Here is a 21,112-nt window from a genome sequence, read left to right as displayed (position 1 = left end):
GTGTTGAGGTGAGAATATCACCTTTAATCAGGTGGCCAAATTTACTGTGCCACTACAAACAGTTTAACGCAATTGTATATGACAGTGGCCTGTTCAGTCTTGAAGAAGAAAATGGGGTTCTTGTTGATGTTATTGGCTGCATTATCGATTACGAGGAGCCAGAAAACGAAAGATGTACAGGCATTGAGCGCGGTGGTTTTTTCGTAAACATGAGGATTGTTGATGGCAGTAAAAACATATCTTCTTTAATGCCTTTCATTACGACAGATCAGCATGTAAGGACATGGGCTTAATGGAGTAAGACAATGGTTACAAAAACAGTAATTCCGGGAGACATCACCACGCTAAAGGGAGATATTTCCTCAATTAACGGAAAAGTATCAACGCTTCAGACTGAGATGACCAGTGCAAAGCAGGATATCAGCTCCAGATACACAAAAACTGAAGTTGATAATAAGCTGAAAAACAAAGTGGAAGTGAACGATCTGGAAAGTGGTCGTTATGGCGGAGATTTTTATCCACTGACAGGTCGTGAAGCGTTTTATTTATGGAATTTGGCCACGACTACAGCGGCGGCAAACCTTTATCTTAATCCTGACCCTGCAATTTCGTCTGTGCTGCGGTCAACATCGTCTATCCGCTATAAACATTCAGTAGAGACGATAGATTCAGAGCACGCCGATCTCATTTTCAAGATGCGCCCTGTGTGGTACAGGTCGCAATGCGAAAATGACAGGCGCGATTGGGGATTCTATGGATTGATTGCCGAGGAAGTAGGAGAAATTGCCCCTCAGTTTGTTCACTGGCGACCAGCTAACGAAGATGATGCACCGGAAACCATTTCCAGCAATGGCCTTGTTGCCGAAGGTGTAATGTACGAACGTCTGGTTGTTCCACTGATTCACCATATCCAGAAACTGACTGAAAGAGTTGATGAACTTGAGTCAGAATTAAAGTTGTTATTAACTTCCCGAAGCGATATTGGATAAAGGAGGAGTAATGGATATAACACCTTTCCTTCACGCGCTTTGTGCTGTGGCTGCGCAGGTACTGATTGGCCTTTTTACCGGAAACTGGGCTTACGGGGCGATAGCTGGTTGTACGTTCTTCATTGCGCGTGAACATACCCAGGCAGAATATCGCTGGATTGAAATGTTCGGGCATGGCAAGCGTATGAATATGCCGTGGTGGGGTGGTTTTGATCCGCGCGTGTGGGATATGGCAAGTCTGATGGATTTTGCGGTGCCGGTGGTGGCGTGTCTCCTGGTCTGGATGTTGATTAATCGTGGGTGAAAAAGGTGGCTGTAAATGCAACGGAGGACGCGGTGCCGCTTCAGGTTGCCAGGAATAAGCACCGAGTTCTGTTAAATCATGCGCAATATGCCAATCGTCCCAGATATTGAGTAGCCTGTAATTCCTGTCATGTAATAATCATTTCTGCGATATGTCGCGGGCACACCATATACAAGATCGTACAGTGGTTGGTCAACTTTCTGTATGGTGTGCAGGGGCATATTAATTTGTTATCGATGCTACCGGTTGATAAATGATCAAAATGGTCGTTAGCTGTCTCCCCAACCCTGGTGCATGTTAAGTAGAACTTTTTGCTGCTTACAGTTTAGAAAGGTATCGAATGCCATTAAACCGGGCTATACCTTACTTGACAAGTATAGATGTGGTTGGTGGTGTTTTTTTTATAAATTTGTCAGCACACGATTTAAAAATGCATAACTATTCGTTCTTTTGTATGCGCATTTAATATTGAATAGTTGGTTTATTGCGTATGAGCTAAGGCGAGATAAAAGCTGCTGCATTCTTATGTATATAAATGAATAAATATCAACTCCCTCATATTTTATTTCGATAGGTATATTTTAGTCCTCAATTAATTGAGGGCTAATAACATGAATGGTTATTTATATAATTTTAGTGTAAAATTTGAACGTTATATAGATTTGCAGTGCAACAAAATAGCAATATTTTGAGTGGGAGAGATTTTATTGTTATGCGGGCAATGTGAATTTTTCTTTATGAATCTGTGTTTTAAAATTGTTCAATTCTGAGAGGAAAAATAACAATGAGTTGTTTTATGAAGTGAGCGTGTGTATTTTGTTTGATAAAGACACCTTAATCATAAGATGTGCTAATCATTTTATGTGTATTAATTGTGTTTTTATTAACCTCTGAGTGTAACTTTATTGTTATATCGATTTTTCTTGTAACCTTTATCTATTTCTTGAATATAAGATAATTCTTGAATTTCATAAATCATATAAATAAAATCCCACCGCTTATTTTTAGAGCACTATTCAATGGTGTTAAATCCTGTCTATCTATCAATTTAAAAGATTGAATGTTCATGAAAAAAATATTCGTAGCCTCTGTTATGTTTGCAGTTTCAGCAAATACTTATGCATATAATTCTTATAATGCCGGTGATAATAGCCAGGCAACTGATAGTAATGCGACAGCTATTGGTGCATATGCAAATGCTTCAGGTTCTTCTTCTACAGCAATAGGTGCTGTTTCAAAAACAGAAGGAGACTATAATACTGCAATTGGTTCATATTCTTCATCTCAAGGTAACTCATCGTCAGCTATTGGCGCAAATGCAAATGTTGTTGGAAATAACTCGGTAGCCATCGGTTCATTTAGTAAAGTAAACGGTGATTCAGCTATTGCAAATGGTGCGGGTAGTGAGGCAGTCGCTAATTCTACAAGTGTAGGTGCTGCGTCTAAAGCAACTGGAGAGAACAGTGTTGCATTTGGTTCTTCCGCCCAGGCGACTGCAGGAGATACATTAGCTATTGGTGTAGGGGCTACATCTACTGCAGAAAATGCTATCTCACTAGGCTCACAGAGTGTGGCTGAACATAATAATAGTGTTGCCATCGGCGGGGGAAGTACAACTGACAGAGAGTATAGTGTATCTTTTGGTACGGGTAACACTAATCGACAATTAACTCATGTTGCCGCAGGCACTGAGGATACTGATGGCGTTAACGTTAAGCAGCTGAAAGATTATACCGGGAATGAGATAGCTAAAAATAATACTGTAATTAATCAAAACATCAGTAATGCCAAGAATGAATCAATGGCATATACAGATCAGCAAGTTACCAAAAATAATGCTGTGATAAATCAGAATATCAATAATGCCAAAAGCGAATCAATGGCATATACAGATCAGCAAGTTACCAAAAACAATGCTGTGATAAATCAGAATATTAATAATGCGAAAAGTGAATCAATGGCATACACTGATCAGGAAGTTACGAAAAATAACGGCGTTATTAATAAAAACATACAATCAGCAAAACAAGAATCATTCGCATATACTGATGCAAAATTTAACCAAATTGATGGGAAGATAAATTCAACATTTAAGCAGTTGAATGATAAGATAGAAGCTAATGCTAAAAAAGCTAATGCAGGTATTGCTTCTGTGGCAGCAATGACCAATATCCCGTATGTGAATAATCAGACATTTAGTGCCGGTGTTGGGGTTGGTAACTATAGAAACGGTAATGCAGTAGCTGTTGGTGTTCAATATAAACTTAATGAAAACACCAATATTCGTGCATCGTCTTCGTGGAATAATACTGATGGAGCAGTAGTCGGAGGGGGTATTGCTGTAGGCTGGTAATTTGTTTCTATAACTATTGTTTTTAAATTACGTAATCTAAAAGCCTGCAGTCTATGGACTGACCCTATAAAGTTGGACAATTCATTTTAAGCGGCTTTCAGGGCTTGGGTTCGGTATTCTACCGGACTCAGGCCTTTTAATTTCAGGCTGATCCGCTCGTGGTTATAATAATGAATATAGTCCTCTATCGCTTTCCTCAATTCATTCAGATCGCTGAACCTGTTCAGGTAAAAACACTCCGATTTCAGTGTGCCGAAGAAGTTCTCCATCACTGCGTTATCCAGACAGTTTCCCTTTCGCGGCATACTTTGTGTCATTCCATGGACCTTTAACTTTGCCTGATAGCCTGCCATTCGATATTGCCAGCCCTGATCCGTGTGCAGCAACGGTGTATCCTCCGGCCCGAGGACTGAGAATGTATCGTGCAGCATCGTATTAATCATCTCCATCACCGGCCTTTCTGACAGGCTGTAGGAGATAATATCCCGGTTAAACAGATAGATAATTGAAGTGGTTGTTGAGACAAAACAGACACACAAAGCTTTGCATTGGACGCAAGGCTTTGTGCTTCTCTGGAGTGCGACAGGTTTGATGACAAAAAATTAGCGCAAGAAGACAAAAATCACCTTGCGCTAATGCTCTGTTACAGGTCACTAATACCATCTAAGTAGTTGATTCATAGTGACTGCATATGTTGTGTTTTACAGTATTATGTAGTCTGTTTTTTATGCTAAATCAAATATAATATATTGATATTTATAACATTTTACGTTTCTCGTTCAGCTTTTTTATACTAACTTGAGCGAAACGGGAAGGTAAAAAGACAAAAAGTTGTTTTTAATACCTTTAAGTGATACCAGATGGCATTGCGCCATCTGGCAGAGTGATTAACTGAACATCGCGGTAATCGATGCGCTGGCGAGAGAGTGGAAATGGACGTTAAACCCGACCATCGCGCCGCTGGCACCTTCATCGACATCAATACGTTCTACATCCAGCGCGTGAACGGTAAAAATGTAGCGATGCGTTTCGCCTTTCGGCGGCGCGGCGCCATCGTACCCGGTTTTACCAAAATCGGTACGCGTCTGCAAAACGCCGTCTGGCATTGCTACCAGACCAGAGCCAAACCCCTGCGGCAATACGCGTGTATCAGCGGGTAAGTTAACCACTACCCAGTGCCACCAGCCGGAGCCGGTTGGCGCATCCGGGTCGTAGCAGGTGACAACAAAACTTTTCGTTCCCGCAGGAACATCATCCCAAGCCAGATGCGGCGAAATATTATCGCCATCGTAACCCATGCCGTTAAAGACATGACGATGTGGCAACTTATCGCCATCGCGCAGATCATTACTGATGAGTTTCATGAACCCTCCTTTCTTGTTTGCAGAAAGTGTAGCCAGAAACCTTCAGGCTGACTGCTCGTTATTGGCAAAAAAATGTTTCATCCTGTACCGCTCGGTTAACTGCTGCGGTCAGGCGCTGCAACTGTTCAGGGCGAATAATATAGGGCGGCATCAGGTAAATTAGCTTGCCAAAAGGCCGGATCCAGACGCCCTGTTCGACAAAGAATTTTTGCAGCGCTGCCATATTCACCGGGCGAGTGGTTTCGACCACGCCAATTGCCCCCAGCACGCGCACATCGGCAACCATTTCGGCATCACGGGCGGGGGCAAGTTGCTCGCGCAGCTGTACTTCAATAGCCGCCACCTGCTGCTGCCAGTCGCCAGATTCGAGAATCGCCAGGCTGGCGTTTGCTGCTGCGCAGGCCAGCGGATTGCCCATAAACGTTGGCCCATGCATAAAGCAACCGGCTTCGCCGTTACTGATGGTTTCCGCAACCTCGCGCGTGGTGAGCGTGGCGGAAAGGGTCATTGTGCCGCCGGTTAAGGCTTTACCGAGGCACAAAATGTCCGGCGCGATTTCTGCATGTTCACAGGCAAACAGTTTGCCGGTACGACCAAATCCGGTGGCGATCTCGTCGGCAATCAGCAAGATACCTTCGCGATCGCACATTTTGCGGATTCGTTTTAACCATTCCGGATGGTAGATGCGCATCCCGCCTGCGCCCTGGACAATCGGTTCAATGATCACCGCCGCGATTTCATGACGATGCGCCGCCATCAGGCGGGCAAAGCCCACCATATCGCGCTCATCCCATTCGCCATCCATACGGCTTTGTGGAGCCGGAGCAAACAAGTTTTCTGGCAGATAGCCTTTCCACAGGCTGTGCATTGAGTTGTCCGGATCGCACACCGACATCGCGCCAAAGGTATCGCCATGATAACCATTGCGGAAGGTCAGAAAACGCTGGCGCGCTTCGCCTTTGGCCTGCCAGTACTGCAACGCCATCTTCATCGCCACTTCCACCGCCACGGAACCGGAGTCCGCGAGAAAAACGCATTCCAGCGGTTGCGGCGTCATTGCCACCAGTTTGCGGCACAGCTCAATGGCTGGCGCATGGGTGATACCGCCAAACATCACATGCGACATAGCATCAATTTGCGACTTCATCGCGGCATTAAGCTGCGGGTGATTGTAGCCGTGGATCGCCGCCCACCAGGACGACATACCGTCAACCAGGCGTCTACCGTCAGACAAAATCAGCTCGCAACCTTCGGCGCTCGCCACCGGATAAACCGGCAGCGGGGAGGTCATGGATGTGTATGGGTGCCAGATATGGCGTTGGTCAAAGGCAAGATCGTCCGTTGTCATAATCGACTTGTAAACCAAATTGAAAAGATTTAGGTTTACAAATCTACACCGAATTAACAACAAAAAACACGTTTTGGAGAAGCCCCATGGCTCACCGCCCACGCTGGACATTGTCGCAAGTCACAGAATTATTTGAAAAACCGTTGCTGGATCTGCTGTTTGAAGCACAGCAGGTCCACCGCCAGCATTTTGATCCTCGTCAGGTGCAGGTCAGCACTTTGCTGTCGATTAAAACCGGAGCTTGTCCGGAAGATTGCAAATATTGCCCGCAAAGCTCGCGCTACAAAACCGGACTGGAAGCCGAGAGGTTGATGGAAGTCGAACAGGTGCTGGAGTCGGCGCGCAAAGCGAAAGCGGCGGGATCGACGCGTTTCTGTATGGGCGCGGCGTGGAAGAATCCCCACGAACGCGATATGCCGTACCTGGAACAAATGGTGCAGGGGGTAAAAGCGATGGGCCTGGAGGCGTGTATGACGCTGGGTACGTTGAGTGAATCTCAGGCGCAGCGCCTTGCGAATGCCGGGCTGGATTACTACAACCACAACCTCGACACCTCGCCGGAGTTTTACGGCAATATCATCACCACACGCACTTATCAGGAACGTCTCGATACGCTGGAAAAAGTGCGCGATGCCGGGATCAAAGTCTGTTCTGGCGGCATTGTCGGCTTAGGCGAAACAGTAAAAGATCGTGCCGGATTATTGCTGCAACTGGCAAACCTGCCGACGCCGCCGGAAAGCGTGCCAATCAACATGTTGGTGAAGGTGAAAGGCACGCCTCTGGCCGATAACGATGATGTCGATGCCTTTGATTTTATTCGCACCATTGCCGTAGCGCGGATCATGATGCCGACCTCTTACGTGCGCCTTTCTGCCGGACGTGAGCAGATGAACGAACAGACTCAGGCAATGTGCTTTATGGCTGGCGCAAACTCGATTTTCTACGGCTGCAAACTGCTGACTACGCCGAATCCGGAAGAAGATAAAGACCTGCAACTGTTCCGCAAACTGGGGCTGAATCCGCAGCAAACCGCCGTTCTGGCGGGCGATAACGAGCAACAACAGCGTCTGGAGCAGGCGCTGATGACCCCGGACACCGACGAATATTACAACGCGGCAGCACTATGAGCTGGCAGGAGAAAATCAACGCGGCGCTCGATGCGCGGCGTGCTGCCGATGCCCTGCGTCGCCGTTATCCGGTGGCGCAAGGAGCCGGACGCTGGCTGGTGGCGGACGAGCGCCAGTATCTGAACTTTTCCAGCAATGATTACCTCGGTTTAAGCCATCATCCGCAAATTATCCGTGCCTGGCAGCAGGGGGCGGAACAATTTGGCGTCGGTAGCGGCGGTTCCGGTCATGTCAGCGGTTATAGCGTGGCGCATCAGTCGCTGGAAGAAGAGTTGGCCGAGTGGCTGGGCTATTCGCGGGCGCTGTTGTTTATCTCTGGTTTTGCCGCTAATCAGGCGGTCATTACTGCGATGATGGCGAAAGAGGATCGTATTGTTGCCGACCGGCTTAGCCACGCCTCCTTGCTGGAGGCTGCCAGTTTAAGCCCGTCGCAGCTTCGCCGTTTTACTCATAACGATGTCGCTCATCTGGAACGTCTGCTTGCTGCCTCCTGTCTGGGGCAGCAACTGGTGGTGACAGAAGGTGTGTTTAGTATGGACGGCGATAGCGCGCCGCTTACGGAAATTCAACAGGTAACGCAACAGCACAATGGCTGGTTGATGGTCGATGATGCCCACGGCACGGGGGTTATCGGTGAACAGGGGCGAGGCAGTTGTTGGCAGCAAAAGGTGAAGCCGGAACTGCTGGTAGTCACTTTTGGCAAAGGATTTGGCGTCAGCGGCGCGGCGGTGCTTTGTTCTGATAGCGTGGCGAATTATCTGCTGCAATTCGCCCGCCATCTTATCTACAGCACCAGTATGCCGCCCGCTCAGGCGCAGGCATTACGTGCATCGCTGGCGGTCATTCGTAGTGATGAGGGTGATGCACGGCGCGAAAAACTGGCGGCACTCATTACGCGTTTTCGTGCCGGAGTGCAGGGTTTGCCGTTTACTCTTGCGGATTCACGTAGCGCCATCCAGCCATTAATCGTCGGTGATAACAGCCGTGCGTTACAACTGGCAGAAAAACTGCGCCAGCAAGACTGCTGGGTCACGGCGATTCGCCCGCCAACCGTACCCGTCGGCACTGCGCGACTGCGCCTGACGTTGACTGCGGCACATGAAACACAGGATATCGACCGCCTGCTGGAGGTGCTGCATGGCAACGGTCAATAAACAAGCCATTGCGGCGGCATTTGGTCGGGCAGCCGCGCACTATGAGCAACACGCAGATCTACAGCGCCAGAGTGCCGATGCATTACTGGCAATGCTCCCACAGCGTAAATACCCCCATGTACTGGATGCTGGCTGTGGACCTGGCTGGATGAGCCGCCACTGGCGCGAACGTCATGCACAGGTGACGGCGTTAGACCTCTCGCCACTTATGCTTGCGCAGGCACGCCAACAAGATGCCGCAGATCATTATCTGGCAGGCGATATCGAATCCCTGCCGTTAGCGACTGCGACGTTCGATCTTGCATGGAGCAATCTCGCGGTGCAGTGGTGCGGTAATTTATCCATGGCACTCCGCGAGCTGTATCGGGTGGTGCGCCCCGGAGGCGTGGTCGCGTTTACCACGCTGGTGCAGGGATCGTTACCCGAACTGCATCAGGCGTGGCAGGCGGTGGACGAGCGCCCGCATGCTAATCGCTTTTTACCGCCAGATGAAATCGAACAGTCGCTAAACGCCGTGCATTATCAACATTATATTCAGCCCATCACGCTGTGGTTTGATGATGCGCTCAGTGCCATGCGTTCGCTGAAAGGCATTGGCGCAACGCATCTTCATGAAGGGCGCGACCCGCGAATATTAACGCGTTCGCAGTTGCAGCGATTGCAACTGGCCTGGCCGCAACAACAGGGGCGATATCCTCTGACGTATCATCTTTTTTTGGGAGTGATTGCTCGTGAGTAAACGTTATTTTGTCACCGGAACGGATACCGAAGTGGGGAAAACCGTCGCCAGCTGCGCACTTTTACAAGCCGCGAAGGCGGCAGGCTACCGGACGGCAGGTTACAAACCTGTTGCCTCCGGCAGCGAAATGACAGTAGAAGGCTTACGTAATAGCGACGCACTGGCGTTGCAACGCAACAGTAGCCTGCAACTGGATTACGCCACGGTAAACCCTTACACCTTCGCAGAACCGACCTCGCCGCACATCATCAGCGCGCAAGAGGGCAGACCCATCGACCCCGTGGTTATGAGCGCCGGGTTACACGCGCTGGCACAGCATGCAAACTGGGTACTGGTAGAAGGTGCAGGAGGCTGGTTTACGCCGCTTTCTGAGTCTTTCACTTTCGCGGATTGGGTAATGCAAGAACAACTGCCAGTGATACTGGTTGTGGGCGTGAAACTCGGCTGTATTAATCACGCGATGCTGACCGCACAGGCTGTACAGCAAGCCGGACTTACCCTTGCAGGGTGGGTAGCGAACGATGTGACTCCACCGGGCAAACGTCACGCTGAATATATGGCCACGCTCAAGCGGATGATTTCCGCACCGCTGCTTGGGGAGATCCCATGGCTTGATGAACCCCCTGAAAACGCGCTAACCGGAAAGTACCTCAATCTCACCGCATTGTTGTAGCAATATATTTGGTTAAATTGCGAGCGAGATCGCGTCGTCTGCTGCCTGCAATTCAACCAATTAAATTTCAAAAGAATTGAGAAAAAATATTTACCCCCACAATATGCGGTTAGTGTGGGAATTGCCCAGGCGGCAGGGCATACGGGCTGCAGGCAGTTATCCACTATTCCTGTGGATAACCATGTGCATTAGAGTTAGAAAACGCGATGCAAGCGAGAGAATACGCGGCTTGCACGCGAATTGACGCGAAAGAAGGCTTAAGGAAATATTTGTTATTTTTCAATTAATTATATAAAAGCAATGGCAGTCATGAAAGTGACATCTCTTGCCATAAATCCGTCATCAGCCATCTTGACAATTGTTAAAAAAGCCGTTGCTTTGGGGATAACCCCGCAATCCTGGAGTTTTATCTCGTCACTGAGCAAATTATGCTCATGATTGATACCTTCGTTGACGGTGTAACAGAAATAATGTGGCGTGAAACTGTTTTTTTATCCAGTATAATTTGTTGGCATTATTAAACACGACGAGTAAAATTACATACCTGCCCGCCCACTCCTTCAGGTAGCGACTCATGAGTAAACCGTTCAAACTGAATTCCTCTTTTAAACCTTCTGGCGATCAGCCTGAGGCAATTCGACGCCTCGAAGAAGGGCTTGAAGATGGCCTGGCTCACCAGACTCTACTCGGCGTAACGGGCTCCGGGAAAACATTTACCATTGCTAACGTCATTGCCGACCTTCAGCGCCCGACGATGGTGCTGGCGCCCAACAAAACGCTGGCAGCCCAGTTGTACGGCGAGATGAAAGAATTTTTCCCGGAAAATGCGGTGGAATACTTCGTCTCTTACTACGACTACTATCAACCGGAAGCCTATGTGCCGAGCTCGGACACCTTCATTGAAAAAGATGCCTCGGTAAACGAACATATTGAACAGATGCGGCTTTCAGCGACCAAAGCTTTGCTGGAGCGGCGCGATGTGGTGGTGGTCGCCTCTGTTTCAGCCATCTACGGTCTGGGCGACCCTGACTTATATCTTAAGATGATGCTGCATCTGACGGTCGGCATGATTATCGATCAGCGCGCGATTCTGCGGCGCCTGGCGGAACTGCAATACACCCGTAACGACCAGGCGTTCCAGCGCGGGACTTTCCGTGTTCGCGGGGAAGTGATTGATATTTTTCCGGCGGAGTCCGACGACGTTGCGCTACGTGTTGAATTGTTCGACGAAGAGGTAGAGCGGCTGTCGCTTTTCGACCCATTAACTGGGCAGATTATCTCAACCATCCCCCGCTTTACCATCTATCCGAAAACACACTACGTCACCCCGCGTGAACGTATTGTGCAGGCGATGGAAGAGATCAAAGAAGAGCTGGCCGATCGGCGCAAAGTGCTGCTGGCAAATAACAAGCTGCTGGAAGAACAACGCCTGACTCAGCGTACCCAGTTTGATCTGGAGATGATGAACGAGCTCGGTTATTGCTCAGGCATTGAAAACTATTCGCGCTTTCTTTCCGGTCGTGGACCCGGTGAGCCACCGCCGACGCTGTTTGATTATCTCCCCGCCGATGGCCTGTTGGTGGTCGATGAATCCCACGTCACTATTCCGCAAATTGGCGGCATGTATCGAGGCGACCGGGCGCGTAAAGAGACGCTGGTGGAGTACGGTTTCCGCCTGCCCTCGGCGCTGGATAACCGTCCGCTGAAATTTGAAGAGTTCGAAGCATTAGCCCCGCAAACCATCTATGTTTCTGCAACACCCGGTAATTACGAGCTGGAGAAATCCGGTGGCGACGTGGTGGATCAGGTCGTGCGTCCAACAGGGCTGCTGGACCCGATTATCGAAGTGCGCCCGGTAGCGACCCAGGTTGATGATCTTCTCTCAGAAATTCGCCTGCGGGCGGCAATTAACGAACGCGTACTGGTCACGACGTTGACTAAGCGGATGGCGGAAGATCTCACCGAATATCTGGAAGAACACGGTGAACGCGTGCGTTATCTTCACTCGGATATCGACACCGTCGAGCGTATGGAAATTATCCGCGACTTGCGCTTGGGCGAGTTTGATGTGCTGGTGGGGATCAACTTACTGCGCGAAGGTCTGGATATGCCAGAAGTTTCGCTGGTGGCGATCCTCGACGCAGACAAAGAAGGCTTCCTGCGTTCCGAACGTTCATTGATTCAGACCATTGGTCGCGCGGCGCGTAACGTCAACGGTAAAGCGATTCTCTATGGCGATAAGATCACCCCATCAATGGCGAAAGCGATTGGCGAAACCGAACGTCGCCGCGAGAAACAACAGAAGTACAACGAGGAACACGGAATTACGCCGCAAGGGCTGAACAAGAAAGTGGTCGATATCCTGGCGCTGGGGCAGAACATTGCCAAAACCAAAGCGAAGGGCAGAGGAAAATCGCGTCCGATTGTTGAGCCGGATAATGTACCGATGGATATGTCGCCTAAAGCGTTGCAGCAGAAAATCCATGAACTGGAAGGGCTGATGATGCAACACGCGCAAAATCTGGAGTTCGAAGAGGCGGCGCAAATTCGTGACCAGTTGCATCAGCTGCGTGAGTTGTTTATTGCGGCTTCGTGACAGGATAACGAAGAAGAGAGATGGCAAAAGCAAAATTGCCTGATGCGCTACGCTTATCAGGCCTACATGATCTCTGCAATACATTGAATTTGCGCGGTTTGTAGGCCGGATAAGGCGTTCACGCCGCATCCGGCATGAACAACGTGTACTTTGTCTTCAATAAGAAGCCGGAATTTTCTTTCGGCTTTCCGTTAACCCAAAGCCTGTAATGCCTTTTCCAGTGCGTTATGTAACAACTGGCGGTCATGACGATAGGGGATATCGCTGGCCTCCAGTACGTCCTGAATGACTAATCTGTCGTTAACTGTAGAAACATCGACCTTCGGCCCAACAATAACCGCATCAATCACCTTTTTACCGACATACTGCTCCATAATCGCCAGCTTGTTTTCAAGCTTCAGATTCGCCGCAGGCAGGCTTAATTCTCTTCCCAAATTGCCAATATAAACCATCGGGGCTGGCGTGCGGCGTAGTGCCTGCGCCATTTCCTCAAGCAGCAGGATTGGCATCAGGCTGGTATAAAAACTGCCTGGCCCGATGATTATCAGGTCAGCCTCATTAATTGCCAGCACCGCTTCACGGGTGGCAGGTACGTTGGGGGTTAACAGTAGTTCCTGAATCGGCGTAGTTAGCTGGTCGATGTTGACCTCGCCGTAAACTTCATGTCCCTGATCGTCAATGGCCATCAGATCAACGGGATGCTCTGACATCGGAATTAATTGCGCGTCCACTTTCAACAGATTACGAATTAAATTGATGGCTTCCAGAGGCCGCACGCTAAGGTGATCCAGCGCCTTTAACATCAAGTTTCCGAGATTATGACCGGAAAGCTCGCCATTGCCGCCAAAACGGTATTCAAACATCGCGGAGGCGACGCTCGGTTCCGTTATCAGTTGGTTGAGACAGTTGCGCATATCGCCCCAGGCAATTCCGCCTTCCGAGCGACGAATACGTCCCGTCGAGCCACCGTTATCCGTGGTGGTGACGATACCCGTTAAGCGAGAGCCTAAAGACGAAAGTGATGAGAGAACGCGTCCCAGTCCATGCCCCCCGCCGAGAGCAACGACACGATCAAGGTCAGCCAGCGTACGATTGCGCATATACATTCCTGAAGTCAGATTATCCGCGCTACAGTAGCGCAAATTACGGGGAAACAGCAATTAGCCTGCCAATATTGAGGATACAACTCATGGTTTTCTACCCCCAAAGGACAATATTCGCTCTGCGTCCCTGATGATGTATATCAAAGTAAAACCGCCATTTTCCCTTATTCTGTAGCGAAATAGGCCGATCATGACGCTATATACATGATTACATAGCGAAAAGGGTGAATGGTAAAAATCTCATTTACGCGCTAGTATCGGCATAACCACTAAACACTCTAGCCTCTGCACCTGGGTCAACTGATATGGTGCTTTGGCCGTGACAATGCTTTGAAAGGTTGCCACCAGGGCGAAGGAAGAAATGACTTCGCCTCCCGTATCTGGAAAGGTGTACATGGCTTCACAACTGACTGATGCATTTGCGCGTAAGTTTTATTACTTGCGCCTGTCGATTACCGATGTGTGTAACTTTCGTTGCACATATTGCCTGCCGGATGGCTACAAGCCGAGCGGCGTCACCAATAAAGGCTTTCTGACCGTCGATGAAATTCGCCGGGTTACGCGCGCCTTTGCCAGTCTGGGCACCGAAAAAGTTCGTCTGACAGGCGGAGAGCCGTCTTTACGTCGCGACTTTACCGATATCATCGCCGCAGTGCGGGAAAATGACGCCATCCGTCAGATTGCGGTCACCACTAATGGTTACCGTCTGGAACGCGACGTGGCGAACTGGCGCGATGCCGGACTGACGGGCATTAACGTCAGTGTTGATAGTCTCGACGCTCGTCAGTTTCATGCCATTACCGGCCAGGATAAATTCAATCAGGTCATGGCTGGCATCGATGCTGCATTTGAGGCGGGCTTTGAGAAGGTCAAAGTCAATACCGTGCTGATGCGCGATGTCAACCATCACCAGCTCGACACTTTTCTGAACTGGATCCAGCATCGTCCTATCCAGCTGCGTTTCATTGAACTGATGGAAACGGGCGAGGGCAGCGAGCTCTTCCGTAAGCATCACATCTCTGGTCAGGTTCTGCGTGACGAGCTACTGCGTCGCGGCTGGATCCACCAATTACGTCAACGTAGTGACGGTCCCGCGCAAGTCTTTTGTCATCCGGATTACGCCGGAGAGATTGGCCTAATCATGCCGTATGAAAAAGACTTCTGTGCCACCTGCAACCGCCTGCGCGTTTCCTCCATTGGTAAACTCCATCTCTGCCTGTTTGGTGAGGGCGGCGTTAACCTGCGCGATCTGCTGGAAGACGATACCCAGCAACAGGCGCTGGAAGCGCGTATTTCAGCGGCGCTGCGGGAGAAAAAACAGACCCATTTCCTGCATCAAAACAACACCGGTATTACGCAAAACTTATCGTACATTGGCGGCTAAAACGTCAAAAGGAGAGATCAGATGAGTCAGGTAAGCACTGAATTTATCCCGACCCGTATTGCTATTCTTACGGTTTCTAATCGTCGCGGTGAAGAAGACGATACCTCCGGTCACTATCTGCGCGATTCGGCGCAGGAAGCGGGCCATCACGTTGTCGATAAAGCCATTGTCAAAGAAAACCGCTACGCTATTCGCGCTCAGGTATCTGCGTGGATCGCCAGCGACGATGTACAGGTGGTGTTGATTACTGGCGGCACAGGCCTGACGGAAGGCGATCAGGCTCCCGAAGCACTGCTGCCGCTGTTCGACCGTGAAGTCGAAGGTTTCGGCGAAGTGTTCCGTATGCTGTCATTTGAAGAGATTGGCACCGCAACGTTGCAATCCCGTGCGGTAGCGGGCGTCGCTAACAAGACACTGATTTTCGCCATGCCGGGCTCGACCAAAGCGTGCCGCACCGCGTGGGAAAATATCATCGCGCCGCAACTGGATGCCCGTACACGTCCATGCAATTTCCATCCACATTTGAAGAAATAAGTATGTCGCAACTGACCCATATCAACGCCGCTGGCGAAGCGCACATGGTGGATGTCTCCGCCAAAGCGGAAACTGTACGTGAAGCGCGGGCGGAAGCCTTTGTCACCATGCGCAGCGAGACGCTGGCGATGATCATCGATGGTCGCCACCACAAAGGCGACGTGTTTGCTACAGCACGTATTGCCGGTATTCAGGCGGCAAAACGCACCTGGGATCTGATCCCGCTGTGTCATCCGCTGATGCTCAGTAAAGTCGAAGTCAATTTACAAGCCGAGCCGGAGCACAATCGGGTGCGTATAGAAACCTTATGCCGCCTGACCGGGAAAACCGGCGTTGAAATGGAAGCGTTAACCGCGGCCTCCGTGGCGGCGCTGACCATTTATGACATGTGCAAAGCGGTGCAAAAAGATATGGTGATTGGTCCGGTACGTTTGCTGGCAAAGAGCGGCGGCAAATCAGGTGACTTTAAGGTGGAAGCGGATGATTAAAGTTCTTTTTTTCGCCCAGGTGCGCGAGTTAGTGGGAACAGATGCAACCGAAGTGGCTGCGGATTTCCCAACCGTTGAAGCGTTACGCCAGCACCTGGCTGCGCAGAGCGATCGCTGGGCGCTGGCGCTGGAAGATGGCAAATTGCTGGCTGCCGTCAACCAGACGCTGGTGAGTTTTGACCATCCGCTGACTGACGGCGACGAAGTGGCTTTCTTCCCGCCGGTAACCGGAGGTTAAAATGGCAGAAACCAAAATTGTTGTCGGCCCGCAGCCGTTCAGTGTAGGGGAAGAGTACCCGTGGCTGGCGGAGCGTGACGAAGACGGTGCAGTGGTCACGTTTACCGGTAAGGTGCGCAATCATAACCTGGGAGACAGCGTCAAAGCATTAACCCTCGAACACTATCCGGGAATGACAGAAAAAGCACTGGCGGAAATCGTTGATGAAGCGCGTAACCGCTGGCCGCTGGGGCGCGTCACGGTAATTCACCGCATTGGTGAATTATGGCCGGGTGATGAAATTGTTTTTGTCGGTGTTACCAGTGCGCATCGCAGCAGTGCGTTCGAAGCCGGGCAGTTTATTATGGACTATCTCAAAACCCGCGCGCCGTTCTGGAAGCGCGAAGCCACGCCGGAAGGCGACCGCTGGGTCGAAGCTCGGGAGAGCGATCAGCAGGCGGCAAAACGCTGGTAGTTTTTAGCAGGCCGGATACCGCACAGCTGCATCCGGCAATTTCACCGCTCAGTACATGCGTTTACGCTGCGTCGATGCACAGCCCCATCATTTGCAGTATCCTTAAGATATTCCTTATATCTTCAGGAGAAAGTCATGGACAGATTCCCACGTTCTGATTCAATCGTACAAACCCGAGCTGGCCTGCAAACCTATATGGCACAGGTCTATGGCTGGATGACGGTAGGCTTGCTGCTTACCGCGTTTGTTGCCTGGTATGCGGCCAATTCCGCCGCCGTTATGGAGCTGTTATTCACCAACCGCATCTTTTTAATTGGTCTGGTAATAGCACAATTAGCTCTGGTTATTGTGTTATCAGCGATGATTCAAAAGCTGAGTGCAGGTGTGACAACCATGCTCTTTATGCTTTATTCAGCGCTGACGGGCCTGACGCTTTCCAGTATTTTCATTGTCTATACCGCTGCCTCTATCGCCAGCACCTTCGTCGTTACTGCCGGGATGTTCGGCGCAATGAGCCTGTACGGTTACACAACCAAACGCGATTTAAGCGGCTTCGGCAATATGCTGTTTATGGCGTTGATCGGCATTGTGCTGGCATCGCTGGTCAACTTCTGGCTGAAAAGCGAAGCGTTGATGTGGGCGGTCACCTACATCGGCGTGATTGTCTTTGTCGGATTGACGGCGTATGACACTCAGAAATTGAAAAATATGGGTGAGCAGATTGATACCCGTGACGCGTCGAACCTGCGCAAATATTCCATTCTTGGCGCATTAACCTTGTATCTGGACTTCATCAACCTGTTCCTGATGTTGCTGCGAATTTTTGGCAATCGTCGTTAATTCTTTTTTCACCACCAATATCCCGGCCATGTGTCGGGATTTTTTTATTTAAAACGATAACAAACAAGAGTCTGGTATAAAAAGCAATTTATGGCGTGGCGGTTGTGTTTTTCGCATCCATCTTTCATGGACGAAATAAGCTCCTTGAACTGGCGGGAAAATGCCATAGTGAAGAATTATGGAGTCCGGTTCGTTGCGCTTTTATAGGTGCATTAACACTCTATTACTATTTTATCGGCTTCTTTGGGATACTTGCAGCAATAGCGATAACGCTTGTCTGGCAAAGGCATACGCGGTTTTTTCATTAGTCGTAAATGCACATACTAAAGAACTTAACCGAACTTCACATCGCCGCTTCATTTTTCGCCCGTAGCTTCTTCGCCTGGCTTTCCAGCAACAGGTAACAGATCAGCGCCAGCAGCAGCGGGATAAAGTAATACAGCACACGGTAAGCGAGCAGGGCGGCGATAATTGTGCCTTTGGATGTATGCTCCCCAGCCAGTAGCGCGATAAACACCGCTTCCAGCACACCAATTCCCGCCGGAATATGCACAATTACCCCAGCAATACTACTAACCAGCAACACGCCCAGTACAAAGAAATAGTTCACGCTTTGACCGAGTAACAGCCAGATAATCGCTCCCATTACCATCCAGTTAACGCTGGAAATCAGCATCTGGGCGAGGGCGAATTTCCATGAAGGCAGCACCAGCTTTTGCCCTTTGATGGTCATATGGCGGTGCTTCGCGAAAGCGCAAAACTACAAATAAACCGCGATAATCATCAGTAAGCTAATGCCGAGAATACGCAGCGTAGTTTGATCGACATACCAGTGATCCGGCAGCTCCACCACGCCTGCGGTAAAGATAATCCCTGCCAGTAAAATATAGCCCAGCCAGTTGGTGGTAATACTGAGCGAGAAAATTCGTGTAATAGTGCTGCCCGGTAACCCTAGCCGGGAGTACAAACGATAGCGCATACCAATGCCGCCGACCCAGGTACTGAGTGTCAGGTTGAAGGCGTAGCAGATAAACGACACCAGCATCACCTGGCGTTTCGCCAGTTTGTGACCGCAGTAGAAGCGGGCGAGCAGGTCATAGCAGCCGTAAATCAGATAACTGATGACCACCAGCCCAACCGCACTGAGCAGCGCAACGCGATTGTAGTCGCGGATGACCTTCCAGACCTCTTCCCAGTTCACCTTTTTGGCGTAGACCACCAGCAACACAATCACCGCGATAAAAAACAGCCAGGTGAGGATCTTCTTTGCTAAGCGCCAGCGCGGATGTGATTTACTCATCAGGGCTTCATCCCCGAACTTTCAGTTTCGACCCGATCCTGCGTTTCCATTGCCGGTTGTGCGGGGGGATCAACTTGCGCCAGATGTGGCGTGTGTGCCGGAAGCCAGCCCACCAGCGCCGGGAAGTGGCGTAAAAAGTGGAACGCCAGCACGCTTTTGGTCAGGTTCCACCAGGTCCGTTTTGGCAGCATACTTTCATCCACTTGCTGGCAATCGGCGGTGATAATGCCGTTAAGATTGTCTCGCAGCGTCTGATTAAAGTTTCGATCGTGGATGATGACATTTGCTTCGAGATTCAGCGACAAACTGAGCGGGTCGAGATTACTGGAACCCACCGTTGCCCAGTGATCGTCCATCAATGCGACTTTGCCATGTAGCGGGCGGCGGCGGTACTCAAACACCTGAACGCCGCCTTTAACCAGATAGTTATACAGCAAGCGTGCGCCGACTCTGACAATGGGCATATCCGGTTCGCCCTGAATGATCAGTTTGATCCGCACCCCGCGCCGTGCCGCTTTACGTAAGGCGTGTAAAAATCGATAGCCGGGGAAGAAGTAGGCGTTGGCGATAATGACTTCCCGCCGCGCCTGAGTGAGCATTTTCAGATAGTGACGTTCGATATCATCGCGATGTTCTTCGTTATCGCGCCAGACCAGCAATACCTGCGCTTCTCCTGGCTGGCGGTTTTCTTCCGCTTTATGATGACGTCGCCACCAGCGTCGTGCCGCGCTCTGCCCCGGCAGGTTTTCCAGTTCAAATTGTAGAATATCTTCAACAATCGGCCCTTCGAGGCGTACCGCGTAATCCTGTTTAGCCTCTGGACCGTAGCTGGACATATGCTCAGCGGAGTAATTCAGCCCGCCAATAAAGGCGATACGCGCGTCGATCACCACAATTTTGCGATGCATCCGGCGAAACACATTGGTGCGCATACCAAAAAGGCGAGGGCGGGGATCGTAGTAGCGGAACACCACGCCAGCCGCCGTCAGTTCATTGACAAACTCATCGCTGAGATCCGGCGAACCGTAGCCATCCAGCAAGACTTCCGCTTTTACTCCGCGTTGCGCTGCTGCCAGTAGCGCCGCATGCAGCTGTTTGCCGACGTCATCCTCAAACCAGATAAACGTTTCAAGAATGATGCGTTCTTGCGCTTCGCCAATTGCTTTAAACACCGCGGGATAATATTGCTCGCCATTTTCCAGCAACTGGATCTTATTGCCTTCGCGCCAGCTACATTTCATAAATGAATCTCCGCACTTAAAGGGGCATGATCAGAAAGGTGTCGCCATGTCCGCAGCGGCAACGCGGTTGGCGTGCTGGCGCTGGCATTTTTGACGTAGATCCTGTCCAGTCGTAGTAGAGGAAATTGCACCGGAAACGTGCGCGCCGGGCGCCCGTGGGCGCGGGTAAATATCTCATCCAGCCCGGCCTGCACTTTTAACGGATGATTAGCTTTTTGCCGCCAGTCGTTGAAATCACCCGCCACCAATACCGGTTCGCCGTCCGGCAGCTCATTCACCCATTCGGCGAGCAGCGCAATCTGCGCCTGACGGTGCGCCTCACGCAGGCCCAAATGTACGCACATCACATGAATCGCTTTCCCGGTCATCGGCGGCACAATGCGGCAGTAGAGCACGCCGCGCTTTTCCGCACCATCGACCGAAACATCACGATTCTCATAATGTTCAATGGGATAGCGCGACAGTACGGCGTTGCCGTGATGCCCTTCCGGATACACAGCATTGCGACCGTAGGCAAAATCGCTCCACATTGTGTCGGCGAGAAACTCGTAGTGCGAGGTATCGGGCCAGTTTTTCACATGTAGCGGATGAACTTCGTGCGCGCCCATCACTTCCTGCAGGCAAACTATATCGGCGCCGACGGTGCGCACGGCGTCGCGAAGTTCCGGCAAAATGAAGCGTCGGTTGAACGCGGTAAAGCCTTTGTGAATATTGATGGTGAGTACCTTGAACGAAAAGTGTTGTGTTTGGTCGGGCATAATTTTCCCGTTTTGGCCTCTTATCTCATTGAAATAGTGTAGTCGGCGTCACAAAAAGGTGCGGTCTTACGGAATTTTCCGTAAAGTTCGGTACTCTGAGTAAGTAGAGATAAATTCTTCAGGAG

Annotated in this window: 20 protein-coding genes, 3 pseudogenes and 1 riboswitch; of the genes and pseudogenes, 16 read left to right on the top strand and 7 right to left on the bottom strand. The window is 50.2% G+C overall.

The genetic code is table 11. The annotated features are described in order from the left end of the window. The 4 genes from FEK50_RS24325 to FEK50_RS13015 form a co-directional block, all read left to right on the top strand. A partial coding sequence (locus FEK50_RS24325; RefSeq protein WP_240783260.1) for a hypothetical protein occupies positions 1–293 on the top strand: 293 nt, incomplete at its 5' end. Between the two features lie 12 nt (positions 294–305). Continuing rightward, positions 306–989, top strand: a complete 684-nt coding sequence (locus tag FEK50_RS13025; protein ID WP_131162138.1) for a tail fiber domain-containing protein — start codon at positions 306–308, stop codon at positions 987–989. Positions 990–999: 10 nt separating this feature from the next. Then, a complete protein-coding gene (locus FEK50_RS13020) occupies positions 1,000–1,293 on the top strand; it encodes a hypothetical protein (protein ID WP_131162139.1) in 294 nt (97 codons plus the stop codon). 1,066 nt (positions 1,294–2,359) lie between these two features. Then, entirely contained in the window at positions 2,360–3,646 is a 1,287-nt protein-coding gene (locus tag FEK50_RS13015) for a YadA-like family protein (RefSeq protein ID WP_165489005.1), read from the top strand. A gap of 86 nt (positions 3,647–3,732) precedes the next feature. On the opposite strand, the pseudogene FEK50_RS13010 reads toward FEK50_RS13015, so the two are convergent. The 3 genes and pseudogenes from FEK50_RS13010 to bioA form a co-directional block, all read right to left on the bottom strand. After that, positions 3,733–4,158 (bottom strand): annotated as a pseudogene (locus tag FEK50_RS13010) (IS3 family transposase); the annotation flags it as partial. A gap of 375 nt (positions 4,159–4,533) precedes the next feature. After that, positions 4,534–5,010 carry a kinase inhibitor gene (locus FEK50_RS13005; protein WP_000767391.1) on the bottom strand — a complete coding sequence of 159 codons (477 nt, stop codon included), beginning with the start codon at positions 5,008–5,010 and terminating at the stop codon, positions 4,534–4,536. Between the two features lie 58 nt (positions 5,011–5,068). After that, the gene (bioA, locus tag FEK50_RS13000; RefSeq protein WP_130259787.1) at positions 5,069–6,358 is read right to left on the bottom strand and encodes an adenosylmethionine--8-amino-7-oxononanoate transaminase; all 1,290 of its coding nucleotides are present in this window, start codon (positions 6,356–6,358) and stop codon (positions 5,069–5,071) included. Between the two features lie 86 nt (positions 6,359–6,444). Here bioA and bioB point away from each other — a divergent pair, with 86 nt between their 5' ends. The 5 genes from bioB (at position 6,445) to uvrB (ending at position 12,647) form a co-directional block, all read left to right on the top strand. Next, complete coding sequence (gene bioB, locus FEK50_RS12995; RefSeq protein WP_000951213.1) at positions 6,445–7,485, top strand: biotin synthase BioB; 1,041 nt, start codon at positions 6,445–6,447, stop codon at positions 7,483–7,485. Continuing rightward, positions 7,482–8,639, top strand: a complete 1,158-nt coding sequence (gene bioF / locus FEK50_RS12990; RefSeq protein WP_131162141.1) for an 8-amino-7-oxononanoate synthase — start codon at positions 7,482–7,484, stop codon at positions 8,637–8,639. Before bioB ends, bioF begins: the two co-directional genes overlap by 4 nt. After that, positions 8,623–9,378, top strand: coding sequence for a malonyl-ACP O-methyltransferase BioC (bioC, locus tag FEK50_RS12985; protein ID WP_131162142.1), 756 nt, complete (start codon positions 8,623–8,625; stop codon positions 9,376–9,378). Before bioF ends, bioC begins: the two co-directional genes overlap by 17 nt. Further along, complete coding sequence (gene bioD, locus FEK50_RS12980; protein ID WP_131162143.1) at positions 9,371–10,051, top strand: dethiobiotin synthase; 681 nt, start codon at positions 9,371–9,373, stop codon at positions 10,049–10,051. Before bioC ends, bioD begins: the two co-directional genes overlap by 8 nt. Positions 10,052–10,625: 574 nt before the next feature. After that, positions 10,626–12,647 carry an excinuclease ABC subunit UvrB gene (gene uvrB / locus FEK50_RS12975; protein ID WP_130205097.1) on the top strand — a complete coding sequence of 674 codons (2,022 nt, stop codon included), beginning with the start codon at positions 10,626–10,628 and terminating at the stop codon, positions 12,645–12,647. A 191-nt stretch (positions 12,648–12,838) separates the two neighbouring features. On the opposite strand, the gene yvcK is transcribed toward uvrB, so the two are convergent. Continuing rightward, complete coding sequence (gene yvcK, locus FEK50_RS12970; protein WP_130214903.1) at positions 12,839–13,747, bottom strand: uridine diphosphate-N-acetylglucosamine-binding protein YvcK; 909 nt, start codon at positions 13,745–13,747, stop codon at positions 12,839–12,841. Between the two features lie 265 nt (positions 13,748–14,012). Beyond that, a riboswitch (molybdenum cofactor riboswitch) is annotated at positions 14,013–14,157 on the top strand. On the opposite strand from yvcK, the gene moaA reads away from it, so the two are divergent. The 7 genes and pseudogenes from moaA to FEK50_RS12935 form a co-directional block, all read left to right on the top strand. Continuing rightward, a complete protein-coding gene (moaA, locus tag FEK50_RS12965; protein ID WP_001295301.1) occupies positions 14,145–15,134 on the top strand; it encodes a GTP 3',8-cyclase MoaA in 990 nt (329 codons plus the stop codon). Its footprint overlaps the riboswitch before it by 13 nt. Before the next feature lie 21 nt (positions 15,135–15,155). After that, a complete protein-coding gene (gene moaB / locus FEK50_RS12960; RefSeq protein ID WP_000084634.1) occupies positions 15,156–15,668 on the top strand; it encodes a molybdenum cofactor biosynthesis protein B in 513 nt (170 codons plus the stop codon). A 2-nt stretch (positions 15,669–15,670) separates the two neighbouring features. Beyond that, positions 15,671–16,156, top strand: coding sequence for a cyclic pyranopterin monophosphate synthase MoaC (gene moaC / locus FEK50_RS12955; protein ID WP_000080885.1), 486 nt, complete (start codon positions 15,671–15,673; stop codon positions 16,154–16,156). Next, a complete protein-coding gene (moaD, locus tag FEK50_RS12950; RefSeq protein WP_000598612.1) occupies positions 16,149–16,394 on the top strand; it encodes a molybdopterin synthase sulfur carrier subunit in 246 nt (81 codons plus the stop codon). Before moaC ends, moaD begins: the two co-directional genes overlap by 8 nt. Position 16,395: 1 nt before the next feature. Beyond that, a complete protein-coding gene (moaE, locus tag FEK50_RS12945) occupies positions 16,396–16,848 on the top strand; it encodes a molybdopterin synthase catalytic subunit MoaE (protein ID WP_000852287.1) in 453 nt (150 codons plus the stop codon). 135 nt (positions 16,849–16,983) lie between these two features. Further along, on the top strand, positions 16,984–17,688 hold the full coding sequence (locus FEK50_RS12940; protein WP_130205105.1) for a Bax inhibitor-1/YccA family protein: 705 nt from the start codon (positions 16,984–16,986) through the stop codon (positions 17,686–17,688). 125 nt (positions 17,689–17,813) lie between these two features. Then, positions 17,814–17,996: pseudogene (locus FEK50_RS12935) on the top strand (BAX inhibitor (BI)-1/YccA family protein); the annotation flags it as partial. A 35-nt stretch (positions 17,997–18,031) separates the two neighbouring features. Here FEK50_RS12935 and FEK50_RS12930 read toward each other — a convergent pair. From FEK50_RS12930 to FEK50_RS12920, 3 genes and pseudogenes are all read right to left on the bottom strand, one after another. Next, positions 18,032–18,988: pseudogene (locus FEK50_RS12930) on the bottom strand (YbhN family protein). Next, a complete protein-coding gene (clsB, locus tag FEK50_RS12925; protein ID WP_130205109.1) occupies positions 18,988–20,229 on the bottom strand; it encodes a cardiolipin synthase ClsB in 1,242 nt (413 codons plus the stop codon). The pseudogene FEK50_RS12930 and the gene clsB overlap by 1 nt, the downstream one beginning before the upstream one ends. Then, on the bottom strand, positions 20,226–20,987 hold the full coding sequence (locus FEK50_RS12920; protein ID WP_131162144.1) for an endonuclease/exonuclease/phosphatase family protein: 762 nt from the start codon (positions 20,985–20,987) through the stop codon (positions 20,226–20,228). The genes clsB and FEK50_RS12920 overlap by 4 nt, the downstream gene beginning before the upstream one ends. Positions 20,988–21,112: the final 125 nt, after the last annotated feature.

The organism is Escherichia sp. E2586 (assembly GCF_005781105.1).
GTDB lineage: Bacteria > Pseudomonadota > Gammaproteobacteria > Enterobacterales > Enterobacteriaceae > Escherichia.
The sequence above is the reverse complement of the archived record's forward strand: the minus strand, read 5'-3'. Positions and strand labels throughout refer to the sequence as shown.